The following is a 19,638-nucleotide window of genomic DNA, read 5'->3' as shown; positions in this document are numbered from 1 at the left end:
ATATAAATTGACCCCCTTTGCGGAAAGAGCATAGAGTCACGGCGCGCCAGAGAGAGAAGGGCCTTTGGCTTTCACCGACCACTAAGCTGACTCTTCAACGCTGCGCCCCTCGTCGTGGAGGCGGACGCGGCAATGCACAGGAGGCAACCATGAAAACCACACATGGAGAAGTGCCCGCAATAGCCGACGGGAAAGAGGTGGACACCCTTCCGTCACACAACACACTCTCCCGTCGCGAGTTCCTGGTTGGATCAGCGGCAGTCGGCGTAACGATCTTCTTACCTGGGGTGCTTTCAGCCGCCTCGGGCGGGAAGAAGACCTTCACCATCCTGCACACAAACGACATGCATTCGAGCTTCATCGGCATGGGTCCCGCCGCTGACTACACCCCGTTCACGCTCAACGACGACCAGACCCAGGGCGGTTGGGTTCGCCTGGCCACACTCATCGCGAAGAGGAAGCAGGCGCGCAAAGATCAGGGTCCGGTATTAGTGCTTGACGCGGGCGACTTCAGCATGGGGACCGCATTCGGCGCTGCCACGCGTGAGACCGGCGGCGAGCTGCAACTCATGTCCCAAATGGGTTATGACGCCACCACCTTCGGCAACCATGAGTTCGACCTCGGGCCTGACGGTTTGGGCAAGGCCATCGGTGTGGCGGCCAACGCAGGCCGGGTTCCGTCGGTACTGTCCGCGAATAGCAACTTCGCGGCGAATCACGCCACGCTGGCCGATCTCCAGCGCCTGGCCAAAGAGGGGGTGATCCGCCGGCATCTCGTGATTGAGCGAGGGGGCCTTCGCTTCGGCCTCTTCGGCGTACTCGGAAAAGAGGCCCAGTTTTACACCACTGGCGGTGCGGTTTCGTTCTTCGACGCCATCGAGACTTCCAAGGAGATAGTGAAAACCCTCCGCGAGGAAGAGAAAGTGGATGTGGTCATCTGTCTTAGCCATGGCGGTTTGGAGAAAGGAAAGGACGGGCGTTTCACCGACGGCGATGACGTGCGATTGGCTAAGGCCGTGCCGGGCATCGACGTGGTGATCGGCGGCCACAGCCATACCGCGCTGCAAAAAGCCATCATCGTCAACAACCGCACGCCCGTGGTCCAGACCGGGAAGGAAGGGGAGAACCTCGGCGAACTGGTGATCACATTGGATGGCAGCACGCTGAAGGTCGAGTCGTACCAACTGTATCGGATCGACGACGCCATTGCCGGAGACCGTGTTATCGCCGACGAGATCGAGAAGCTCAAGAAGACGGTCACCGAGGCCGTATTCGCTTCGCGCGGCTATCGTGTCGATCAGCCGTTGGCGGTCGCGCCACAGGATTTGCCCAACACCTTCACTGACATCGCCGCCAGCACACTCTTGGCTAACCTCTGCACCGACGCGTTCAGAAACGCCACGAAAGCGGACATCGGGTTCACGGCCAATGGGATGATGCGCGCCGGCTTCAAACGAGGCAAGTCAGGCGTGCAAACAGTCTACGATGTGTTTGCCGTGGCGCCACTCGGCGCCGGTGCCGTGGATACCACGCCCGGCAGCGCGCTCGTGACCGGCTACTTCACAGGCCAGGAGTTGAAGAATCTGCTCGAATTTTGTCTCGTGGACAACCCCGCCCACCCCGGCGAGTATTTCCCCCGTACTTCAGGCATGAGGTTCCGCTACGACCAGTCGCGCCAAAAGTTTGACATCGTGACGGCCATTGAGATCGGAAACCTCGACCTCGGCTACCGCGCGATCGACATGAGCGGGAAGGACGAACGCTTGTATAGCCTCACGTGTCCACTTTATCTCGGTCTGATTATCATGGCCATCCCGACGTACACCAAGGGCAAGCTCGCTCTCGTACCCAAGAACAAGGATGGTCAGCCGCTCAAATCAAGAGTCGAAGCACTCGATGCTCCTCGCGACAGCAACACACCATATCTGCTGCCGCCGCCGGGCATGACGGACAAGGGCAGTCTTGCCACGGGGATAGGGAAAGACGCGGTCCGTGAGATCAAGGAATGGCAAGCAATCATGGATCACCTCCGCAGGCTGCCAGTGAAGAACCCGGACGAACTGCCCATGATCCCGGTTGATGATCGTGCCGGGGAGGTCCGGGCGATCAGAACCGCCTAATGTTGCTGTCCGAAAGTGGGAAATAGCTGAAGACACGGGCCGCACCTGGTGAGACGGGCGCGACCCAAGGGCTCCTTCCTTCTGACATAAGAACGTGACTCGCTGATTAAGAGTCAGCGGGTGGCTATTACGTGAAATTGCCGCGAGTTCGAAAGACGGTAGCGTCGATCTAGAATTTCTGCCGACTCAGCTCTAAGACGCTTCCAGAGTCACTTCTTAAAGATCAGTCTTGGCTCCGTCATGTTCCCCATCGAGACCGCCACCAATTCCCATCCGCCTGCCCCATACTCGTTTAACTTAGTTTGCATATTTTGGGTATCGGGAAGTACTTCGACGATTTCATACTGAAAGCGTTTTGACTCTTGCGCTTTGGCGGCGAACGGCTGGCTAAGGAGCAGCAAAAGCCCGAGGGCCCCAAGACTGACGACGGCTATTGTCCACGCAACTGAAATTCGTATGGTCAACATAGATCACCTCGCATATGATGTGAGTTAGGGATGCGCCATGCGCCAGTTTTTGCCGACGCCGAGAGCGACCTTGAGCGGCACCGATAGGCCCAACTGCTCGCCGACGTCTTCCATCTCCTGTTTTACCAGCCGCTTCGTTTCCTCAAGATCGTGATCCGGCACTTCGAAGATCAGCTCGTCGTGAACTTGAAGGATCAGCTTCACGTGCGGCAGCTCATCATGGAGTTTCTTGTGGACGTTGATCATCGCGACTTTGATCAAGTCCGCAGCGGCGCCTTGGATGGGGCTGTTCACCGCCATGCGTTCGCCGATGCCGCGTTGTATCGGATCGCTACTCTGGAGTTCTGGAATGGGCCGGCGACGACCAAGGATTGTGGTGGTGTAGCCCTTCTCTCGTCCTTCGGCGATATTCCGATCCATTAGGGCCCGCACTGCCGGGAACCGCTCAAAGAAGGTGTCGATGTACTGTTTTGCCTCGGCCTGAGGTACGCCGAGATTTTGAGACAGACCGAACGGACTGATTCCATAGACGATGCCGAAGACCACTGTCTTGGCAGCGCGGCGCATGTCTCTGGTGATCTGATTGGAGGGAAGGCTGAAGATTTCCATGGCCGTGGCCATATGAATGTCCTCCCCTTTGGTAAAGACAGACAACAATCGCGGATCTTGCGAGAGATGGGCGAGGATACGCGGTTCGATCTGACTGTAGTCGGCACAGAGCAATTCATGGCCTTTGGGAACGATGAACGCTTCGCGGATGCGGAGTCCATAGTCGCCTTTCACAGGGATGTTTTGGAGATTCGGATCGGTGGACGAGAGTCGTCCCGTTGCCGCGACAGTCTGGTTCAGCGAAGTGTGAAGCCGTTTCGTGTCGGGATGTATCAGTTCCGGCAGCGCATCCACGTATGTCGACTTGAGTTTGCTGAGGCTCCGGTAACTCAGAATCTGTGCGGGTAGCTCATGTTGTGCCGCAAGTTGTGTGAGCGTATCTTCGTCGGTGGAGTAACCGGTCTTGGTCTTGCGAAGCGGCTTTAAGCCGAGCTTCTCGAAGAGAACGGTGGCGAGCTGTTTCGGTGAATTGATGTTGAACTCGCCGCCGGCCAACCGGGCGATGGTTTCCATCATCCGGTCGAGCTCCCGTTCGAGTTCCTTGCTCAGTTCGTGCAGCCCTTCGACATCGAGCAAGAACCCGTTCCGCTCGATGTTTGCCAGGACCGGTACGAGCGGTATCTCGACATCGGTGAAGAGTTTCAAGCTCCCTTGTTCCGCCAACTGTGCCGTCAGGATCGGCTCGAGTTTGGTCAGGGCAGCGGAGGCTTCCGCCGCTGCCTCACGCGACCCGGGGTCCACTTCGAAGAGGGACGGCGGGTGGGCCTTCTCCGGCTTTTTCGATCCCAGTCGTTTGCCTAATCGCTCCAGCATGATTGTGTCGAGGCTATGGTCACGGCGGTTGGGGTTGAGCAAATAGTCCGCGATCATCGTGTCCACGTATGGTGGGGCCAGGGTGACGCCGATTCTGTGAAAGGCCAGCAGGATGGCTTTGAGGTCATGCACGATCTTCGGCCTGTGCATGTCATGCAAGACGGCAATGATCGGCTGCATGAACATGTGCACGTCGATCGGAATAAAGCCTGTCTGTTCGCCGGGGGAGAGGGCCAGGCCTAGGATGTCGGCGTGAATACCTGGCCGGCCGGTTAGCAAACAGTGCACACCGAGGGGACCAGCTTTCGGTATACCATCGACGAATCGCCTTGCGGTCGTTTCGTCCGCGATGATGACGGTCGCTCGGAACTTCGCCACCGGCTGCTTCGGCGAGGGTTGGAGACTCTTGAGGAGGGACGTGAATTCCAGCTCGCGCAACAAATCGGTCAGCTGGTCGTCATGCGGCGCCTTGATCCGATATGAGTCGGGATGGAACTCCACCGGACTCTGGGTATCGATGGTCGCCAGTTTCCGGCTGAGTCGCGCGTTGTCCGCCTGTTCGGTGAGGAGCGTCTTGACGCGGGTAGGCGTGACCTCGTCGAGGCGGCGAAGCAGTTCATCGATCGTCCCGAACTGCTCGATCAGCTTCATCGCGGTCTTCTCGCCGATGCCCTTCACACCAGGAATGTTATCACTGCTGTCGCCCATCAGGCCCATGACTTCGATGACGCGGCCCGGCTCGACGCCGAATTTCGCAGCACATTCCGCTTCGCCTGACCATTTGTCTTTCACGGGATCGTAGATCCGCACACGTGGGGTCACGAGCTGGAGCATGTCCTTGTCACCGGTGACGATGACAACGTCGTAGCCGGCTTGCTCGGCTTGCCGGGCCAAGGTGCCGATCAGATCGTCTGCTTCGTATCCGGCCTGCCTCACTGCGGGAATATTCAGCGCCTCCACCACCCGATGAATATAGGGGATCTGCGCCTTCATTCCGTCCGGCATCGGTGGACGCTGTGCTTTATACTCTTTGAACTCCTCGTGCCTGAGTGTCGGACCCTTTTCGTCGAAGGCCACGGCCAGACCATCCGGTTTGTGTTCGCGCATGATCTTGAGTAGCGTAGTCATGAACCCGTAGACAGCATTGGTCTGGAGACCTTTGGAATTATTGAGTGCCGGCAGAGCAAAGAAGGCACGATAGATGTAGGCACTGCCGTCGATCAGGTAGAGCGTTTTTCTAGTGGGGTTAGACTCAGACATGCGTGTAGCCAATGGCCATTGCGTATCAGCAATCTGCTGTCGAGGACTTGGGTTCTTCGTAGCCGGCCACTAATTGCTGAGGACTTGAACCTTACGGATCCGGCGCAATCGTGAGCGGCGGCGTTCCAAACTTCCGACGCATGTTGTTGATGGCACTCAGGATAGCCGGTTGACCGATCATTTTTGCTTCCAACTTGCGCTTTCCGGGAAAGTCGAGCATCGTCACGCCGATCAACATCGTGAGAATGCCTTGACCCGGTAAGAACAACATCAAGAATCCGGCGAACAGAAAGATGGCCCCGATGACGTTCTTTACGATATGGCCGATCAACCGTAGCACCGGATGATGATTTTCCATCCAGAGCCGCGGCACACGGGTGTCGAAGAAATCTGTTGGAAGCCGGACGAGGATGAACGGGATGGCAATCAGCGATCCGACAAAGAAGACAATCGAGAGGGCCGTCAGCGTAACCAGGGTTTCGGTCGACACATACTGCTGAACCGCCGAAAGGAGCCCATCCATCGGTCGGCATCCTAGCATGTGCTCCTGTGGCTCTCAAGCTCGATCGGGCCGGCGCCTCGTGTTTACGCAGTCGTCTTCGATCGTTATAATCATTCTTTATGGAGCCTCGGTATGAACCTTGGCAGTCGCGTTGAGTGATCGCAAGCCTCATGATCAGCATGACATCGGTGGCCTGGCACCTTTCGCTTGTAGGGGCGGGACAGGCGTCCGTTGATGCGGGTGAAGATCTCCAGATCGAGGTCGCCAAAAAAAGAGTGGGCAAACATGTCGTGATTTCACAAGGGGCTAACGAGTGGTTTATGCTGATCAATGTGACTCCTGAAAACGCAGTCATTCACAGGCGGGAGAGGTATCAGGATCGATACATGGTCGATGAAAGCGAGACGCATGACTGCCCAATGACCTCCGACGAAGTCGAGTCGCGATCACCGACTATGTCAACAGCGTGAAGGCCCGCGTGCAGAAGAAGTAGGTATGCCGACTAAACCGAAGTTCGTTATCTTCGCCCACAACGCCACGTACGATAAGCTGCATCAGGTCGCGACGCTCGGCATGACCGCCGCGGCGATGGGCAAAGACGTGATCATCGTGTTGTTGTTTTGGACGATCAAAAAACTCGCGGAAGGGAGGATCGATCAGATCGATTTCCCGCCGGAATATGCCGAGTCGGCTGAGGAAGTTACCCGGCTGCTTAAAGAAAAAAAGGTGCCGAAGATCTCGGAGATGCTCCAAGATGCCAAGCATGTCGGAACGCTGCGGGTGATCGCCTGCAGCGCCGGGTTGGAATATATGGGTGTAGACGGTTCTGCGGTCGAACGGAATGTCGATGAAGTGTTGGGCCTGCCCGCCATCCTCTCCTTAACCGCTGACGCGGAAACCAAGCTGTTCATCTGAGGAACGCGAAAGGTGAAAGGTTGTTCTCCCGTCCGATCGCACGGTTCACGTTTTACCTTTCACGTCTAACGGCTTTTTGTCACTCCCACCCGATCACACAATTCGGTCAACTTGCATGTGCTGCACAGAGGCGAGACCGGAAGACACAGGTTCTGCCCATAGGGAACGAGGAGATCGTTGTAGATGATCCAGTATTGCTTCGGTAGCGTGAGCCGAAGGGCCTGTTCAGATTCTTCGGGTGTCTTCGTTTTGATATAGCCCCATCGATTGCTGATCCGATGGACATGAATATCGACACAGATCCCAGGCTTGCCGTATCCAATTGTCACAACCAAGTTCGCGGTTTTTCGTCCCACCCCAGGTAAGGTGACCAGTTCATCGATGGAGTCCGGTACCACCCCGCCATACTGGTCGATCAGCTGGCGGCAAATTTGGTGAATGGCTTTGGCTTTTGTCCGGTAAAAGCCGACCGGATAAATCACCCGTTCGAGCTTCTTCAGCGGCAGCTTCAGCATGGCTTCCGGTGTGCGAGCCATGACGAAGAGTCGGTCGCCCGCTTCCCTTGTGGTCCTATCCTTGGTTCTCAAACTGAGCAGGGTGGAAATGAGGATGAGAAAGGGATCGCGGCTCGATTCCTTGGCTACGACGCCAACGACTGGCTCTTGCCAACGACGAATCTCACGCTTGAGGATGCGGATAGCGGCATGGATTTGCTCCTGACGCATGAGGACATGCTCACGGACGGGGAGAAAGATGGTGAGACGAACGAAGACTTCTAACGGTGTGTCTAGTCAGGCTTCCGCTTCGATAGCCACTTTTGTCGGCGTCGCTGAGCTTCGCGTTGTTTGGCTTTCTTTCTCACACTGGGCTTTTCATAGAAACGGCGGCGCTTTAACTCGCGGAACAGGCCCTCGCCTGCCAGCTTCTTCTTAGCGACCTTGAGGGCTTTCTCGACGTTGTTGTTAAAAACCTTGATTTCCATCCGATTGCTTTTCGACTTTCTCAGGCCAAGTCGGCCTGCTGCTTATGGTTTCCAATAATTCGGCGCCGGAGTCTAACACAAGCCCTTGAGTTCCTCAAGGCTTTCCGTGGCCTTTGCAATTCTGAATTGCATGATCTCTATAAGTGGCTGATTTCGTTGTGCATTTATGTTCGTATGCACCGTAACAAGGCCTGCTTGAGCCGCTGCAATGGCTATGGTCTGACCCACTGCAAGGTCTGATTGAATGGTCGGCTTACCTTCCTCGCGCAACATATGGAGAGACCGTGCAACCTCGCAGGACAACTCCGCGATTTCTAACGGTACTTCCGTAGCCCGTTGGAGCGCAATCGAAATTGCCTGGGGGCGATCAGGATGTTCTTTCGGTATCTTATAGGCGTCCATCAGCTCGGTGTAAACATCTGTATCTGCCTGAACAAGCCGATGAAGCTGCCGGCTCAACTCAAGTAAACGCTGTTCTCTGTCCGATTGTCCACCAAGGCGTGCCCCCATTACTCCCAAGGAAGCCGCCAGGGCACCTACGAATGCCGCCACGCTGCCACCGGCTGGAGTTGGTTTAGCCGCAGCGAGGGCGCTAAGGAAACCTGATAGGGTTTCTACCGGTTCTTTCTTGGCAAGCGCTGCCTCGGCAATTTTCGTTTCGAGTACTTGGTCTGAGTTGAAACGGTCGAGCTGCAGCGACGCTGCTGCAGCCTGATCCAGTGCCGCCTCCGGAACTAATCCGACTAGTTCACTACTCGCTACCGTTATGCCATGTTTCGCGGCTTCAGTCTTGACCGCCTGAAACGCGGTTAGCAACGGTGTCACTTCGTAGTCTGTCAGATTCATTGCGACCTGCACCATGCCACGGCTGGCCAACTCTACGCCGATCGCTTTCAGATGGGGCAACCCTCCGCTCGATTGGCGCACAGCCCTGGCGATAGACCTGGCTTTATCCACTTCTGTCGAACGGAGGTTCACGTTGTAGGCGATCAGTGCAGGCCGAGCCCCGATCGCGATCGCTCCAGCGCTCGGATGTAGCCGAGACGGGCCAAAGTCGGGAGTCCAATCAGGATCGGAGTCCATCCGGAAAGCCAAACCCTCAAGCCCTCCTCGCCTGACCGCCTCCAACGGGCCATGGTCGGCACGACCTGCGGCCCGTTCGTATAAGAAAACTGGGATCCCCAGTTCACGCCCAACTCGTTCCCCTAGTCGTTTGGCTAGCTGGACACAGTCTTGCATTGTCGTATCCCTGATCGGGATAAATGGCACAACATCTGTTGCTCCTATGCGGGGGTGTACTCCGACATGTGAACGCAGGTCGATGAGCTCAGTTGCGATCCGAACGGCACGAAAAGCAGCTTCAATGGTCGCGTCCCGGCCTCCACAAAACGTCAACACCGATCTGTGGTGGTCGGTATCCATCGAGTGGTGCAAGAGAACCACGCCGGGTGTCGAAGCCACGGCATCAATCAGAGCCTGAACAGTCGCCTGATCCCGGCCTTCACTGAAATTCGCCACACATTCGACGATTCCATCCATAGGTCCTTGCCTGTGCAAACGAAAAAGCCGGAGGACCGATGACCGGTCCTCCGGCTTCTGGCTTAACCGTCGTTCTCTTGCAGGAGTCTAGCTATTTCGCCTTCTTCACAAACGCCTTATAGATGGGGCCCGACTTTGCTTGTTCCTCTTCCAAGCCCATCATTTGATGGCCCGTGGTTTCACACCAAGCCGGCATGTCTTTTTTGATGCCCTCATCATCGGAGACGACCTCCAGCACCTGTCCCAGCGCCAATTCTTTGATCTTCTTGGACGTGAGAATAATCGGCATTGGACAAAAGTATCCCAAGGTGTCGAGCTTGACATCGGCCTGCATCATGAAAACACCCTTACTTCCGTTGACGGTTCAGATGAACAGATTAACATTGCCCTGTTTGGCTTCGGCCAGATACGTCGTCACACCTGCGAATTGATCGATGCCATCGATCAACGTATTCTTGGTAATACCCATGAGGCCCATCGTCGTCGTGCAGGCGATGAACCGCACGCCCAGATCGAGGGCTGTTTGCATCAACTCAGGCACACCCGGCATCCGGTTTTGCTTCATCACCGTTTGCATCATCTTTGTTCCCAACCCCGCGAAGTGGAATCGGGACAACGGCAATGCGTCGGCGCCACCTTTGTTGAGCAGTCCGAACATCCGTCGAAGCCAATCTTTGGCTGAACTCGTAGCTCCCCGTCTCCGAATTGTGTTCAATCCCCAAAACGTAAAAAACATGGTCACATGCATACCCATCGCAGCAGCGCCCGTGGCGATGATAAAGGCCGCCATCGCCCGATCGAGATCACCGCTCAGCAATACGATCGTGACTCTCTCGGGCTTGGATTCTTGCAGTTGTGCCAACGTCGTCGTCGGCTCTATGTGTTGTGTGGCAATCATGACCTCACCTCATCACACGTTCAATTTCTGCGCATGAACAGAATAGTATGTGATCCTTGAGGGTGTCAAGGAACCGGGTAACCGCGCAACCGCGTTGGCATTGCTTGACCTATCGCCATCCTCTCGATATAGTCAAAATTCATCGGCCGAACCTGTCTGGCGAGTTTTCTCCCTATCGAAAGACCCTCGTGCTCGAACAGCCGTTGCCCGAGGTCGCACCTTCGACGAGCCGTTCCTTCTTTGGCTTCTGGTACCCAGCCGTGCCCTGTCATACCCTGCGCCCTGGCACGATGAAGAGGCTGCAGGTGCTGAGGTTGCCGATCGTTCTCTGTCGCGATCAAGCGGATGGACTCGCGGTGATGCCTGCTAATCTTTGCCCTGATTCGCCAGAATAAACCCCATGGCTCGTCTGATCTGATCGCGCGTTCCCAGCAGTACTACAATGTCGCCGACAAGGAGTTTGGTTTTCTCCGATGGATTGGATTCTGTGACGCCGTTTCGAGTCAAGGCGATGATGGACGTTCCGATTCGCGGCCGCAACGCCAGTTGAGCGATCGTCTTTCCAGCCGCCGGCGAATCCTCTTCGATTCGACAAGTTTCCACTTCGACATCAGCGAGGGTTCCGCCGCGAAGGTGGTGAGCCAGTTCGGGAACCTCGCTGCGACGGAGAAGCGCATACCCTTCTCGACGCACTTGTTCAGCCTTTCGCGTGATGAAATCGTGCGGCATGTTGTAGGTGCGGAGGACGAGCGCAAAGATTTCAATCGACGTCTCGAATTCTTCCGGCACTACGTCATCGGCGCCTAACTGATGGAGCTCTTCCAATTCACGCAAGTAACGGGTTCGTACCACGATGTGGATCTTCGGGTTCAAGCCTCGAGCTGCCTGCACGGCTCGCCGAGTCATGAACGGATCGGAGATTGCGATGACCAGAACCCGCGCATCTTCGATTTTCACATGCCTCAAGACATTCGGGTTTGTCGCATCTCCATAGTAGAGCGGCAAGCCGTGAGCCGCTTCTCGGCGCACCGTATCCCCCTCCAAATCCAACGCGATGTAGGGCACTTCCGTCTCACCGAGTACACGAGCCAGGTTGCGTCCGTTGAGCCCATATCCCACGATAATCACATGGTCTTTGATGCGTAGATGCCTCCCCTCTGCTTCGAGCACATGGGCCGTCGTCTGCCCGGGAAACCAATGGTGCAGTCGCTGCACGGCCTCAACGCGCCGCGCGAGATGCGGGGATAACTGCATTAAGAACGGCGTGATGATCATAGAGCAGACCGAAACCGCTAGGAAGATTTGGTATGGCGGTCCCGACAATAGCTGATTGTCCAAGCCGACCTGTGCCAGGATAAAACTGAATTCACCTACCTGTGCGAGGGCAATTCCAGTCATGACGGCCGAGCGAGGAGGCACGGAGACCGTCAAAACAGCTCCCGTTCCAGCGATGAACTTTAGGAGGAGGACGACGAGTAACACACCGGTCACGACGAGTGGATACTCGAGCAGGATGCGCCAATCCATCAAGATGCCGATGGAGACAAAAAACAGGCTATTGAAACTGTCTCGAAACGGCAACACGTCGGCGATGGCTTGATGACTGTACTCCGATTCGGAAATCACGAGTCCGGCGATGAAGGCTCCCAAGGCCAGGGACAGCCCGCCGAGAGACGTCAGCCACGCAATGCCGAGGCACATGACAATGATGGTCAACAGGAAGAGTTCCCGGCTTCGGCTACGAACGATGTGGTCGAGTAATTTCGGAGCCACATACCACGCGGCTGCGACAATGCATGCGACCACCACCATCGATTTCACCAACGAGAGCAGCGCTGGGGTGAGCGCCCCTTCACCGTGGCTGGCAAGAATAGGGGTCAACAAGATCATCGGGACGACGACCAAGTCCTGGAAGATCAAGATCCCGATGGTGGCTCGCCCGTGGGGTGAATCGCTGTCTCCACTGGCGGCCAACGCTTTCAATACAATCGCAGTGCTGCTGAGCGATAGCAGAAAACCCCAGAAGATCGCCTGAGGTGTCGGCAATCCTGCCACGGTGCCGCCGAGCCATGAGATCGCGATGACCCCCCCGACTTGGATTGGAGCGGCAATCAAGAGCAGCCGACGAAGCGAGGTCAGTTGCACCAGCGAGAATTCGATACCGATGGTAAACAGAAGCAGCACAATCCCGATTTCTGCCAACACGTGCACCGTTGCGATGTCAGAGATCAGGTTGAGCCCATGCGGACCGATCAAAGCCCCGGCGACGAGAAATCCGGCGATAGACGGCAGTCGGAATTGATGAAACAGAAACACTACCGCGATAGATACGGTGTAAATGAGCACCAAATTCCCGAGTACGCTGTAATCCGTCATGTCGATTGCTGAGTCGTTGGATGTCCCGGTGCGTCAATTATTCGCGTGATTACCTTCATAACCCCGTGCTTTTGGGCCGATCAATGAATCAGCAGGGTAACTGTCATGTTCGGGAGATAGGCAGGATACCTGAGGTTTCTGGCAGGGACAAGGTAAAGCCAGATGTCGGCCGGGTTAGCCTGTGCTCCTTTTCCCTTTTTCCCTTTCCAAGGATTACCTCGGTGAGCTGCGCAGTAGAGCGCCAGAGCTGTCTTGCCATCCGGGCTAAACACCGGAGGTGCATCCCAATGCCCCTTCCGAGCTTGTCCTAAAGGATTCTGAACTTAACGACACGGCATTCGCTTGTCTGGGGCACTTGATGGAGACCTGAGAGCGATGAAGAGAGAAGTTCTCCTGAGGAGTACGGTCGATCTTACTATTTCCCATCGAGGGCTGCCTTGGAGAGTTGACCTAACATGGTGAGAACTTGCGGGCTCAGACGCCTTTATTTATTACCTTTGGGTTCAATCATTCAAGCCGGTTGTGGTAGCATGTTTCAGAGGTGCTCTTCAGGAAGTCGTGTGAGGTAATTGACCTCGATTGCGCTATGTTCGGCCCTTCGAGAAGGAGGACCCGAGCGAGGCACTCTGAAGGGGGGCGGGACTAGGCCCTCAAGGAGTGTTTCCTCCAGGTCTGGGATTATGCCTATCGGTGGGGCCGCTTATAATTTCTTTGCCTGCTGGTTCCGGAGCGTCATCCATAGCCGCTGAGATCAAGGGCTGAGGTGGCGAAGCGGATCCAGCGCCATAGCTTTGCCGTGCTGACGTATCTGCTGCACGGCACCACCAATGCGGGAGTGAGAGCCGTCAAGGCGACGATCGAATGGCTGAAGAAAACGGCGCACGGCTTCCGCAACGTCGAGCAATTCAAGATCGCCAGATACTTCCATTACAGAGGCTTGGATCTCTAACCAACTTACACAAGAGCGTGAAAAGCCAAAGGTATAGATATAATGAAGACCTCCGGTTACAATTTCTCACATAGCGATGAGATGTTTTCTCTCTTGTCCTTTTTGACCTACTGTCATCTGCCTGATTCGAATGGGTGTGTGTCACTGACATGACGACTGCTTATGAATATGATGTGCTGGTGATGGGTGCGGGATTGGCTGGGATGCGCGCGGCTTTGGCCGCGCATGAGGCCGGTGCTCGCGTGGCGATCATGACGAAGGTCCATCCGGTTCGAAGTCATTCCAATGCGGCGCAAGGCGGCATCAATGCCGCGATGACGGATCGTGGGGACGACTGGGAGGAACATGCCTTCGAGACAGTCAAGGGGAGCGATTATTTAGCGGATCAGGACGCGGTTGAAATTCTCGCTCAAGAAGCCGGGCGCGAGATTCTCACGTTGGAGCACATGGGTGTCATTTTTAATCGGAATGAGGAGGGCCGGCTTGGTACCCGCCGGTTTGGGGGGCAAAAGCGAGCCCGTACCTTTTTCGTGTCGGATTTTACCGGACAAGCCATGCTTCACGTCCTCTTTGAGCAACTCATGAAAGCGCGCGTACCGGTTTTCGAGGAATGGTTCGTGACCTCATTGGTGAAGGATGCCGATGGTCGTTGCGCGGGCTTAATAGGGTTTGAAATTCGAACGGGTCAATTTGCCTTGGTGAAGGCGAAAGCCGTCATCGTTGCTTCCGGGGGATTGGGGCGCGTGTTTGAGCCGAGTACCAATGCGTTGATTTGTACGGGTGACGGCATGGCGATCGCCTATCGCGCCGGCGCCGCTTTGATGGATATGGAAATGGTGCAGTATCACCCGACGACCTTAAAGGGAAAAGGGCTGTTGATTACCGAAGCCGCTCGTGGAGAGGGCGCGTATTTATTGAATCGTGACGGCGAACGGTTCATGAAACGGTATGCCCCGAATATGATGGAGTTGGCTTCCCGCGACGTGGTGTCGCGAGCCGGACAAACCGAAATCAACGAAGGTCGAGGGGTGGACGGGTGTGTCCTGTTGGATTGTCGTCATTTGGGTCGACGGCTTATCCACGAACGGCTCCGGCAGATTTCTGACGAAGTACACTCGTTTGCCGGAATTGACTTAACGAAAGAGCCCGTTCCAATCCGGCCAGGCATGCATTACCAGATGGGCGGCATCAAGACCGATGTGGATGGGCGATGCTGGGATAGGCATGGCGCATGGGCCGGTGTCCCGGGGCTGTTTGCCGCCGGTGAGACGGCTTGTCTGAGCCTTCATGGGGGTAATCGGCTTGGCGCGAATTCATTATTGGACACCGTCGTGTTCGGCCGACGGGCTGGGCGATGCGCCGCGGAATATGCGCGGGAGGTCCCAACGCCTCACGTTCCTGATTCGACCGTGGGGATGGAGCAGCAGGCTGTTTCTGCATTACTATCGCGTCATGCCAACACGGACTCGGTTGCAACCATTCGACACGAAATGGGTGTCGCGATGCATACTCACCTGGGGGTCTTTCGCGACCAGGAAGGCATGATGACGGCGAAAGAGACGTTGGAAGCTCTGCACGATCGGTACTCGCGTGTGGGCGTGCAGGATAAAGGTCAAGTGTTCAATACCAGCCTCATCCGTGCCTTAGAGCTTGGGTTCATGTTGGACTGTGCCGAGACGATTGTGCGTAGCGCCTTACTCCGCCGGGAGAGCCGAGGTGCACATTTTCGGACGGATTATCTCCATCGGGATGATGCGCAGTGGTTGAAACACATTTTGGTCTATCACCAACCGGATGGTTCCCCACGCGTCGCATATTTGCCGGTTCGCCTCACCCGATGGGAGCCCAAAGTACGGACCTATTAGTGCATGATAACGACATTTCGCATTCGCCGCTTTAATCCAGAGACCTCACCCTCCATGCCGTATTTCCAGGAGTATAAACTGGATACGGATCGAGCGGATACGGTGTTGGATGCGCTTATTCATATTCGCGAAACCCTCGATGAATCCTTAACGCTCCGGTGTTCCTGTCGAGGAGCGATTTGCGGGTCCTGCGCCATGCGCATCAATGGTCATGCGGCCTTGGCCTGTAAAACCAAAGTCCAGGCGATGGCTTCGGAACGGGGAATCGTGCAGGTGGAGCCCATGAATAACATGCCGGTGATCAAAGACTTGGTCACCGATATGGCTGGGTTTTGGGAAAAAGTACGACAGGTGCAACCGTGGCTCCAACCAGCTGGCCAGGAACCGGAAGCTGAGTACCTCGCTTCAGCCGAGTCGATGAATCACCTCACGGGCGTGATGGGGTGCATTATGTGCGGAGCCTGTGTGTCGGACTGCGCCGCGCTGGAAGTGGATGAGCGGTTTGTCGGCCCGGCAGCGTTGGCAAAAGCATACCGATTCGTGGCCGATCCCCGTGATGGCGCCGGACGCTCCAGGTTGTTGGCTCTCAACGAACCAGGCGGCATGTGGGATTGCACCCGCTGTATGGAATGTATTGAAGTGTGTCCCAAGGGCGTTGGGGCCATGGATCGCATTATGTCGCTCAGAGGCCAAGGGATACAGGCGGAGGTCCCTTCCACGTGCGGCGCTCGACATGCTGAAGTGTTCGCGGACCTCATTTACCGGAAAGGACGGTTGGATGAACCCATGTTGGCGGTTCGAACGTTTGGGCTCCGGAACTTGTCTCGTCTGCTGTCTCTTCTTCCCATGGTCCTCCGGGCATTCGTGAGAGGGAAAGTTCCTAAAACTGGCCCGTTTCATCGTGCCATTCCCGGCCTGGAGAAGTTTCGGAGGCTCTTTCAACGGATGGAGGAACGACCGTGAAATTTGCGTTTTTCCCAGGGTGTGTGTCCAAAGGGGGATGTCCGGAGCTCTATCAGTCGGTGATGGAGGTCTATCCACGGCTCGGTTTGGAGCTGGAAGAAATGACGACGGCGTCGTGCACCGGAGCGGGTGTTCTGCAAGAGAAAGACCGGAAGTTGGGAGATGTGCTGAATGCCAGGACCTTTGCCCTGGCGGAACAGTCCGGGTTGCCTATCATGACGATTTGCAGTACCTGCCAGGGTGTCATGAGCCAAGCCAATCACCGCCTCACGACGGATCCTCCCTATCTGGCTGCCGTCAACGAGATCCTGGGCGAGGAAGGCTTAACCTATCGAGGGACGACGCAGATCCGTCATTTTGTCTGGATTTTACTCGAAGAGTTGGGGGAACAAGGTATTCGGCAGCGGGTGCGACGACCATTGACGGAGCTTCGGGCTGCTCCGTTCTATGGATGTTATTTGCAACGCCCGTCTGAAGCGTTGGGCTTTCAGGACCAACCAGAGCGGGCGAAATCGTTGGAGCTCATCATGAGTTGGTTGGGATTGGAGGTCGTGGACTTTCCCGGGAAAACTCGATGCTGCGGGTTTCCGCTTCTGACGATCAATGAAAAGAATTCCTTGCGCATGGTGGCGAGCCACACGTTGGATGCGAAACGCCATGGTGCCGATATCTTGGTGACTCCCTGTCCGTTGTGCCACCTCAACCTGGATGGGATGCAGTCGAGTGCGGCCCGCCAGGAGCAAGCCGACATTGACCTTCCGATCTGGCACTTGCCTCAACTGCTTGGCCTGGCGATGGGCATGGAGCCGAAGCAGCTTGGGTTGACTCGTCATCTCGTGTCAACCCAAAGAGTGCTCGACAAGCTCGGATCCGCCGTTGCGTAGCTTGGCGCGTGATGGTTAGACGGCCTCGTGAGCGACGGTTTTAAAATACGCGAGGAGATCGCGAGCGGAGATCATACCCACGATCGTGCCTGCATCGGTGACCGCCAGATGGCGGAGGCGTTTGTCCGCCATGAGATCCCGCGCGTAATGCGGTGATAGGTTTTTTCCCACCGACATAATCGGTTTTGACATCAACTGCGAAACGGCGGTGCCCGCTACGTCGATTCGTTCGGCGATAGCCCGGACGATGTCGGTTTCCGTGATGATTCCCGAAAAAGTCTCGCCGGTTTTCACTAACAATGACCCGATGTGACTGCCGTGCATGCGTGCCGCCGCTTCTTGGATCGTCGTCTCTCCTGGGATCGCACTGAGGTCACGGGTCATGAGTTGTCCCACGGTTGCCATGAGGAGCCCTCCTTGTTCAGGGTGTCATTGCGGTTCGGGTTCAATGAATGATGGGCCTATTCTAGGAAGCGGCAGAGGGGACGTGCAACGTAGGTAAAACGATGGAGACATCCGATCGCGCCGGGAGGATGTCGATCGAGCAACATGGGGTATGACGATGGAATGGACGGCGTCCTCCAAGCTGCTCCAGCATTGGTTTCCCCCTCTAAAGAGGCATAGACCAAAGAATAAAGTATTGCGTAGGGTGAGGGGACAGTTTCACAGGAATGACCATGAGTGTTCAGGCACTGAGTGCCTTCAACACCGGATCTGGAGGTGCCCCATGCGGCCGACGCAGATTCTTTCCTTTTTCACTGCGATGCTGGCGGCCTTTTCCGCTGGTCCGGCATTCTCAGATGCCCAGCCTGGATCGGGTACGACCTGGGAATGTCCTCAAGCAGACGGCAGTTCCATGTATACGAATAAAGAGAGGGCCGGTTGCCATGCCATGACACTCAAGCCGCTTTCTGTCGTGCCCAATTTGGAGAATATGCCGACGGCTCCTCGAACCACGACCGCCAGCGAACATGATTATGAGGTGCCGTCATACCAGGAACGCACTTCTGGGACGGAAGGCCGTCAATTGCCGGATTGGGCGCGTGACTGGCATGCAAGCAATACGTCTTCCGGCCCGGCACAGGCCGAAGTATGCTTGTTGTACACAGAATGGATACAACTTGTGCAGAGGACCCGTGGAGGGATGTTCTTCGGATCAGACCCTTCCTATGGGGGAGATGTCACGGGGCGTGCTCAGCGGATGCCAAGTTACTCTTTTTACGATAATGCGCGATACATCGCGCTGTCGAGGCTGTTCGGCACGGGGTTTGTGCCAGTTGGTTGTTTCTAGCAGGCTGTTGAAAAAGGCCGCCAGCGGCGTTCTCGTGGCGCTTAAAGACTCAACGTACGGCTCAAGGTACGCTTCGCCTTCTCGCTTGCTGCGGTCTTGCTGGACAACCTTTTTGACCAGCCTACCACACTTGCAAAATAGTTTGGCAACATCCCGCTGGCTTTTCTGACTCGGTTTTTCAGACCCTATAGAACTCGCGGTACCACTTCACGAAACGAGGGATGCCCTCCTCGATTGGTGTGGTCGGCTTGAAGCCGACATCGTTGGTGAGATCGTCGATATCGGCGTAAGTCGCAGGGACATCCCCAGGTTGTAACGGCATCAGTTTTTTCTCCGCCTTCTTTCCCAACGCTTGCTCCAGGACCTCAATGAAGTGCAGCAGTTCAACCGACCGATGGTTGCCGATATTGTAGATTCGTGCCGAAGCCGAGCTGGTTCCTGGTGTCGGCCGATCCCCAGACCATGTTGGATCGGCCGTCGCCGGGTGATCAAGCGTTCGAATGACCCCTTCGACGATGTCGTCCACATAGGTGAAATCGCGTTTCATCCGGCCCTGGTTAAAGACTTCGATCGGTTTGCCCTCCAAGATGGCCTTCGTAAAGATGAAGAGAGCCATGTCAGGACGCCCCCAGGGTCCATAGACGGTGAAAAATCGAAGACCTGTGCAGGGCAGCTGATACAGATGCGCATAGCAGTGAGCCATCAACTCATTCGCTTTTTTGGTAGCGGCATACAGTGAAACCGGATGGTCTACGTTGTCATGGGTGGAGAACGGCATATGGGTGTTCCCCCCATAGACAGAACTGGACGAGGCATAGACCAAATGCTCGATGTTGCTCCGCCGGCAGCCTTCCAGAATATTGATGAACCCCTCGACGTTGCTTTCGGTGTAGGCGTGAGGATTGGTCAGTGAGTAGCGGACGCCTGCCTGAGCAGCGAGATGAACCACGCGCCGTATCGGTTCACCGGCAAAGAGATCCCGCATGCCTTGTCGATTGGAGAGATCGAGCTTCACGAAACGAAATCGTTCGTTCGGCGTCAATTGGGCGAGCCTGGCCTGTTTCAATCGCACATCGTAGTAGTCGTTGATATTGTCCAGGCCGATCACCTGGTCGCCACGTTCCAACAGGCGCATGGCCGCATGAAATCCGATGAATCCCGCTGCTCCTGTGACAAGAATCGGCGACTGCGTCCCGGCCATGGCT

At 56.0% G+C, this 19,638-nt stretch carries 19 protein-coding genes; 8 read left to right on the top strand and 11 right to left on the bottom strand.

What is annotated here, in order from left to right; translation table 11 throughout:
* The first annotated feature begins 149 nt into the window (after positions 1 to 149).
* Positions 150 to 2,120, top strand: a complete 1,971-nt coding sequence (locus P0120_18980; GenBank protein ID MDF0676395.1) for a bifunctional UDP-sugar hydrolase/5'-nucleotidase — start codon at positions 150 to 152, stop codon at positions 2,118 to 2,120.
* A gap of 209 nt (positions 2,121 to 2,329) precedes the next feature.
* On the opposite strand, the gene P0120_18975 is transcribed toward P0120_18980, so the two are convergent.
* The 3 genes from P0120_18975 to P0120_18965 all read right to left on the bottom strand — a co-directional run bounded on the left by P0120_18975 (position 2,330) and on the right by P0120_18965 (position 5,792).
* Entirely contained in the window at positions 2,330 to 2,587 is a 258-nt protein-coding gene (locus P0120_18975; GenBank protein MDF0676394.1) for a hypothetical protein, read from the bottom strand.
* Positions 2,588 to 2,611: 24 nt separating this feature from the next.
* On the bottom strand, positions 2,612 to 5,269 hold the full coding sequence (gene polA / locus P0120_18970) for a DNA polymerase I (GenBank protein ID MDF0676393.1): 2,658 nt from the start codon (positions 5,267 to 5,269) through the stop codon (positions 2,612 to 2,614).
* A 91-nt stretch (positions 5,270 to 5,360) separates the two neighbouring features.
* Entirely contained in the window at positions 5,361 to 5,792 is a 432-nt protein-coding gene (locus P0120_18965) for a PGPGW domain-containing protein (GenBank protein MDF0676392.1), read from the bottom strand.
* 149 nt (positions 5,793 to 5,941) lie between these two features.
* Here P0120_18965 and P0120_18960 point away from each other — a divergent pair, with 149 nt between their 5' ends.
* Entirely contained in the window at positions 5,942 to 6,241 is a 300-nt protein-coding gene (locus tag P0120_18960; protein MDF0676391.1) for a hypothetical protein, read from the top strand.
* Positions 6,242 to 6,266: 25 nt separating this feature from the next.
* The gene (locus P0120_18955) at positions 6,267 to 6,686 is read left to right on the top strand and encodes a hypothetical protein (protein ID MDF0676390.1); all 420 of its coding nucleotides are present in this window, start codon (positions 6,267 to 6,269) and stop codon (positions 6,684 to 6,686) included.
* A gap of 65 nt (positions 6,687 to 6,751) precedes the next feature.
* Here the strand turns inward: P0120_18955 and P0120_18950 are convergent, their stop codons facing one another.
* The 6 genes from P0120_18950 to P0120_18925 all read right to left on the bottom strand — a co-directional run bounded on the left by P0120_18950 (position 6,752) and on the right by P0120_18925 (position 12,481).
* Positions 6,752 to 7,411, bottom strand: a complete 660-nt coding sequence (locus P0120_18950) for an endonuclease III (GenBank protein ID MDF0676389.1) — start codon at positions 7,409 to 7,411, stop codon at positions 6,752 to 6,754.
* Positions 7,412 to 7,473: 62 nt separating this feature from the next.
* Positions 7,474 to 7,668 carry a 30S ribosomal protein S21 gene (gene rpsU / locus P0120_18945; protein MDF0676388.1) on the bottom strand — a complete coding sequence of 65 codons (195 nt, stop codon included), beginning with the start codon at positions 7,666 to 7,668 and terminating at the stop codon, positions 7,474 to 7,476.
* 72 nt (positions 7,669 to 7,740) lie between these two features.
* Positions 7,741 to 9,207, bottom strand: a complete 1,467-nt coding sequence (gene ftcD, locus P0120_18940) for a glutamate formimidoyltransferase (GenBank protein MDF0676387.1) — start codon at positions 9,205 to 9,207, stop codon at positions 7,741 to 7,743.
* Between the two features lie 91 nt (positions 9,208 to 9,298).
* The gene (locus P0120_18935) at positions 9,299 to 9,544 is read right to left on the bottom strand and encodes a sulfurtransferase TusA family protein (protein ID MDF0676386.1); all 246 of its coding nucleotides are present in this window, start codon (positions 9,542 to 9,544) and stop codon (positions 9,299 to 9,301) included.
* 27 nt (positions 9,545 to 9,571) lie between these two features.
* Entirely contained in the window at positions 9,572 to 10,105 is a 534-nt protein-coding gene (locus P0120_18930; protein MDF0676385.1) for a DsrE/DsrF/DrsH-like family protein, read from the bottom strand.
* 366 nt (positions 10,106 to 10,471) lie between these two features.
* Positions 10,472 to 12,481 carry a cation:proton antiporter gene (locus tag P0120_18925; GenBank protein MDF0676384.1) on the bottom strand — a complete coding sequence of 670 codons (2,010 nt, stop codon included), beginning with the start codon at positions 12,479 to 12,481 and terminating at the stop codon, positions 10,472 to 10,474.
* Positions 12,482 to 13,244: 763 nt separating this feature from the next.
* Here P0120_18925 and P0120_18920 point away from each other — a divergent pair.
* From P0120_18920 to P0120_18905, 4 genes are all read left to right on the top strand, one after another.
* The gene (locus tag P0120_18920) at positions 13,245 to 13,430 is read left to right on the top strand and encodes a transposase (protein ID MDF0676383.1); all 186 of its coding nucleotides are present in this window, start codon (positions 13,245 to 13,247) and stop codon (positions 13,428 to 13,430) included.
* Between the two features lie 149 nt (positions 13,431 to 13,579).
* Positions 13,580 to 15,295 (top strand): FAD-binding protein, encoded by a 1,716-nt coding sequence (locus P0120_18915; protein MDF0676382.1) that lies wholly within the window; start codon positions 13,580 to 13,582, stop codon positions 15,293 to 15,295.
* A 3-nt stretch (positions 15,296 to 15,298) separates the two neighbouring features.
* Positions 15,299 to 16,258, top strand: a complete 960-nt coding sequence (gene sdhB, locus P0120_18910) for a succinate dehydrogenase iron-sulfur subunit (protein ID MDF0676381.1) — start codon at positions 15,299 to 15,301, stop codon at positions 16,256 to 16,258.
* Positions 16,255 to 17,142, top strand: a complete 888-nt coding sequence (locus tag P0120_18905; protein MDF0676380.1) for a CoB--CoM heterodisulfide reductase iron-sulfur subunit B family protein — start codon at positions 16,255 to 16,257, stop codon at positions 17,140 to 17,142. The genes sdhB and P0120_18905 overlap by 4 nt, the downstream gene beginning before the upstream one ends.
* Positions 17,143 to 17,157: 15 nt before the next feature.
* Here P0120_18905 and P0120_18900 read toward each other — a convergent pair whose 3' ends face one another.
* Positions 17,158 to 17,547, bottom strand: coding sequence for a CBS domain-containing protein (locus tag P0120_18900; protein ID MDF0676379.1), 390 nt, complete (start codon positions 17,545 to 17,547; stop codon positions 17,158 to 17,160).
* A gap of 322 nt (positions 17,548 to 17,869) precedes the next feature.
* Between P0120_18900 and P0120_18895 the strand changes: the two genes are divergently transcribed.
* Complete coding sequence (locus P0120_18895; GenBank protein ID MDF0676378.1) at positions 17,870 to 18,433, top strand: hypothetical protein; 564 nt, start codon at positions 17,870 to 17,872, stop codon at positions 18,431 to 18,433.
* 178 nt (positions 18,434 to 18,611) lie between these two features.
* Here P0120_18895 and P0120_18890 read toward each other — a convergent pair whose 3' ends face one another.
* Positions 18,612 to 19,634 carry an NAD-dependent epimerase gene (locus tag P0120_18890; protein ID MDF0676377.1) on the bottom strand — a complete coding sequence of 341 codons (1,023 nt, stop codon included), beginning with the start codon at positions 19,632 to 19,634 and terminating at the stop codon, positions 18,612 to 18,614.
* Positions 19,635 to 19,638 lie beyond the last annotated feature (4 nt).

Origin of the sequence: Nitrospira sp. (assembly GCA_029194675.1) — a bacterium.
Classification (GTDB): Bacteria; Nitrospirota; Nitrospiria; order Nitrospirales; family Nitrospiraceae; genus Nitrospira_D.
The sequence above is the reverse complement of the archived record's forward strand: the minus strand, read 5'-3'. Positions and strand labels throughout refer to the sequence as shown.

Bases quoted from the DNA above. Each gene is read 5' to 3' on its own strand.
- P0120_18980 (MDF0676395.1), top strand. From the start codon at position 150: ATGAAAACCACACATGGAGAAGTGCCCGCAATAGCCGACGGGAAAGAG.
- P0120_18975 (MDF0676394.1), bottom strand. From the start codon at position 2,587: ATGTTGACCATACGAATTTCAGTTGCGTGGACAATAGCCGTCGTCAGT.
- polA (MDF0676393.1), bottom strand. From the start codon at position 5,269: ATGTCTGAGTCTAACCCCACTAGAAAAACGCTCTACCTGATCGACGGC.
- P0120_18965 (MDF0676392.1), bottom strand. From the start codon at position 5,792: ATGGATGGGCTCCTTTCGGCGGTTCAGCAGTATGTGTCGACCGAAACC.
- P0120_18960 (MDF0676391.1), top strand. From the start codon at position 5,942: ATGATCAGCATGACATCGGTGGCCTGGCACCTTTCGCTTGTAGGGGCG.
- P0120_18955 (MDF0676390.1), top strand. From the start codon at position 6,267: ATGCCGACTAAACCGAAGTTCGTTATCTTCGCCCACAACGCCACGTAC.
- P0120_18950 (MDF0676389.1), bottom strand. From the start codon at position 7,411: ATGCGTCAGGAGCAAATCCATGCCGCTATCCGCATCCTCAAGCGTGAG.
- rpsU (MDF0676388.1), bottom strand. From the start codon at position 7,668: ATGGAAATCAAGGTTTTTAACAACAACGTCGAGAAAGCCCTCAAGGTC.
- ftcD (MDF0676387.1), bottom strand. From the start codon at position 9,207: ATGGATGGAATCGTCGAATGTGTGGCGAATTTCAGTGAAGGCCGGGAT.
- P0120_18935 (MDF0676386.1), bottom strand. From the start codon at position 9,544: ATGATGCAGGCCGATGTCAAGCTCGACACCTTGGGATACTTTTGTCCA.
- P0120_18930 (MDF0676385.1), bottom strand. From the start codon at position 10,105: ATGATTGCCACACAACACATAGAGCCGACGACGACGTTGGCACAACTG.
- P0120_18925 (MDF0676384.1), bottom strand. From the start codon at position 12,481: ATGACGGATTACAGCGTACTCGGGAATTTGGTGCTCATTTACACCGTA.
- P0120_18915 (MDF0676382.1), top strand. From the start codon at position 13,580: ATGACGACTGCTTATGAATATGATGTGCTGGTGATGGGTGCGGGATTG.
- sdhB (MDF0676381.1), top strand. From the start codon at position 15,299: ATGATAACGACATTTCGCATTCGCCGCTTTAATCCAGAGACCTCACCC.
- P0120_18900 (MDF0676379.1), bottom strand. From the start codon at position 17,547: ATGGCAACCGTGGGACAACTCATGACCCGTGACCTCAGTGCGATCCCA.
- P0120_18895 (MDF0676378.1), top strand. From the start codon at position 17,870: ATGCGGCCGACGCAGATTCTTTCCTTTTTCACTGCGATGCTGGCGGCC.
- P0120_18890 (MDF0676377.1), bottom strand. From the start codon at position 19,634: ATGGCCGGGACGCAGTCGCCGATTCTTGTCACAGGAGCAGCGGGATTC.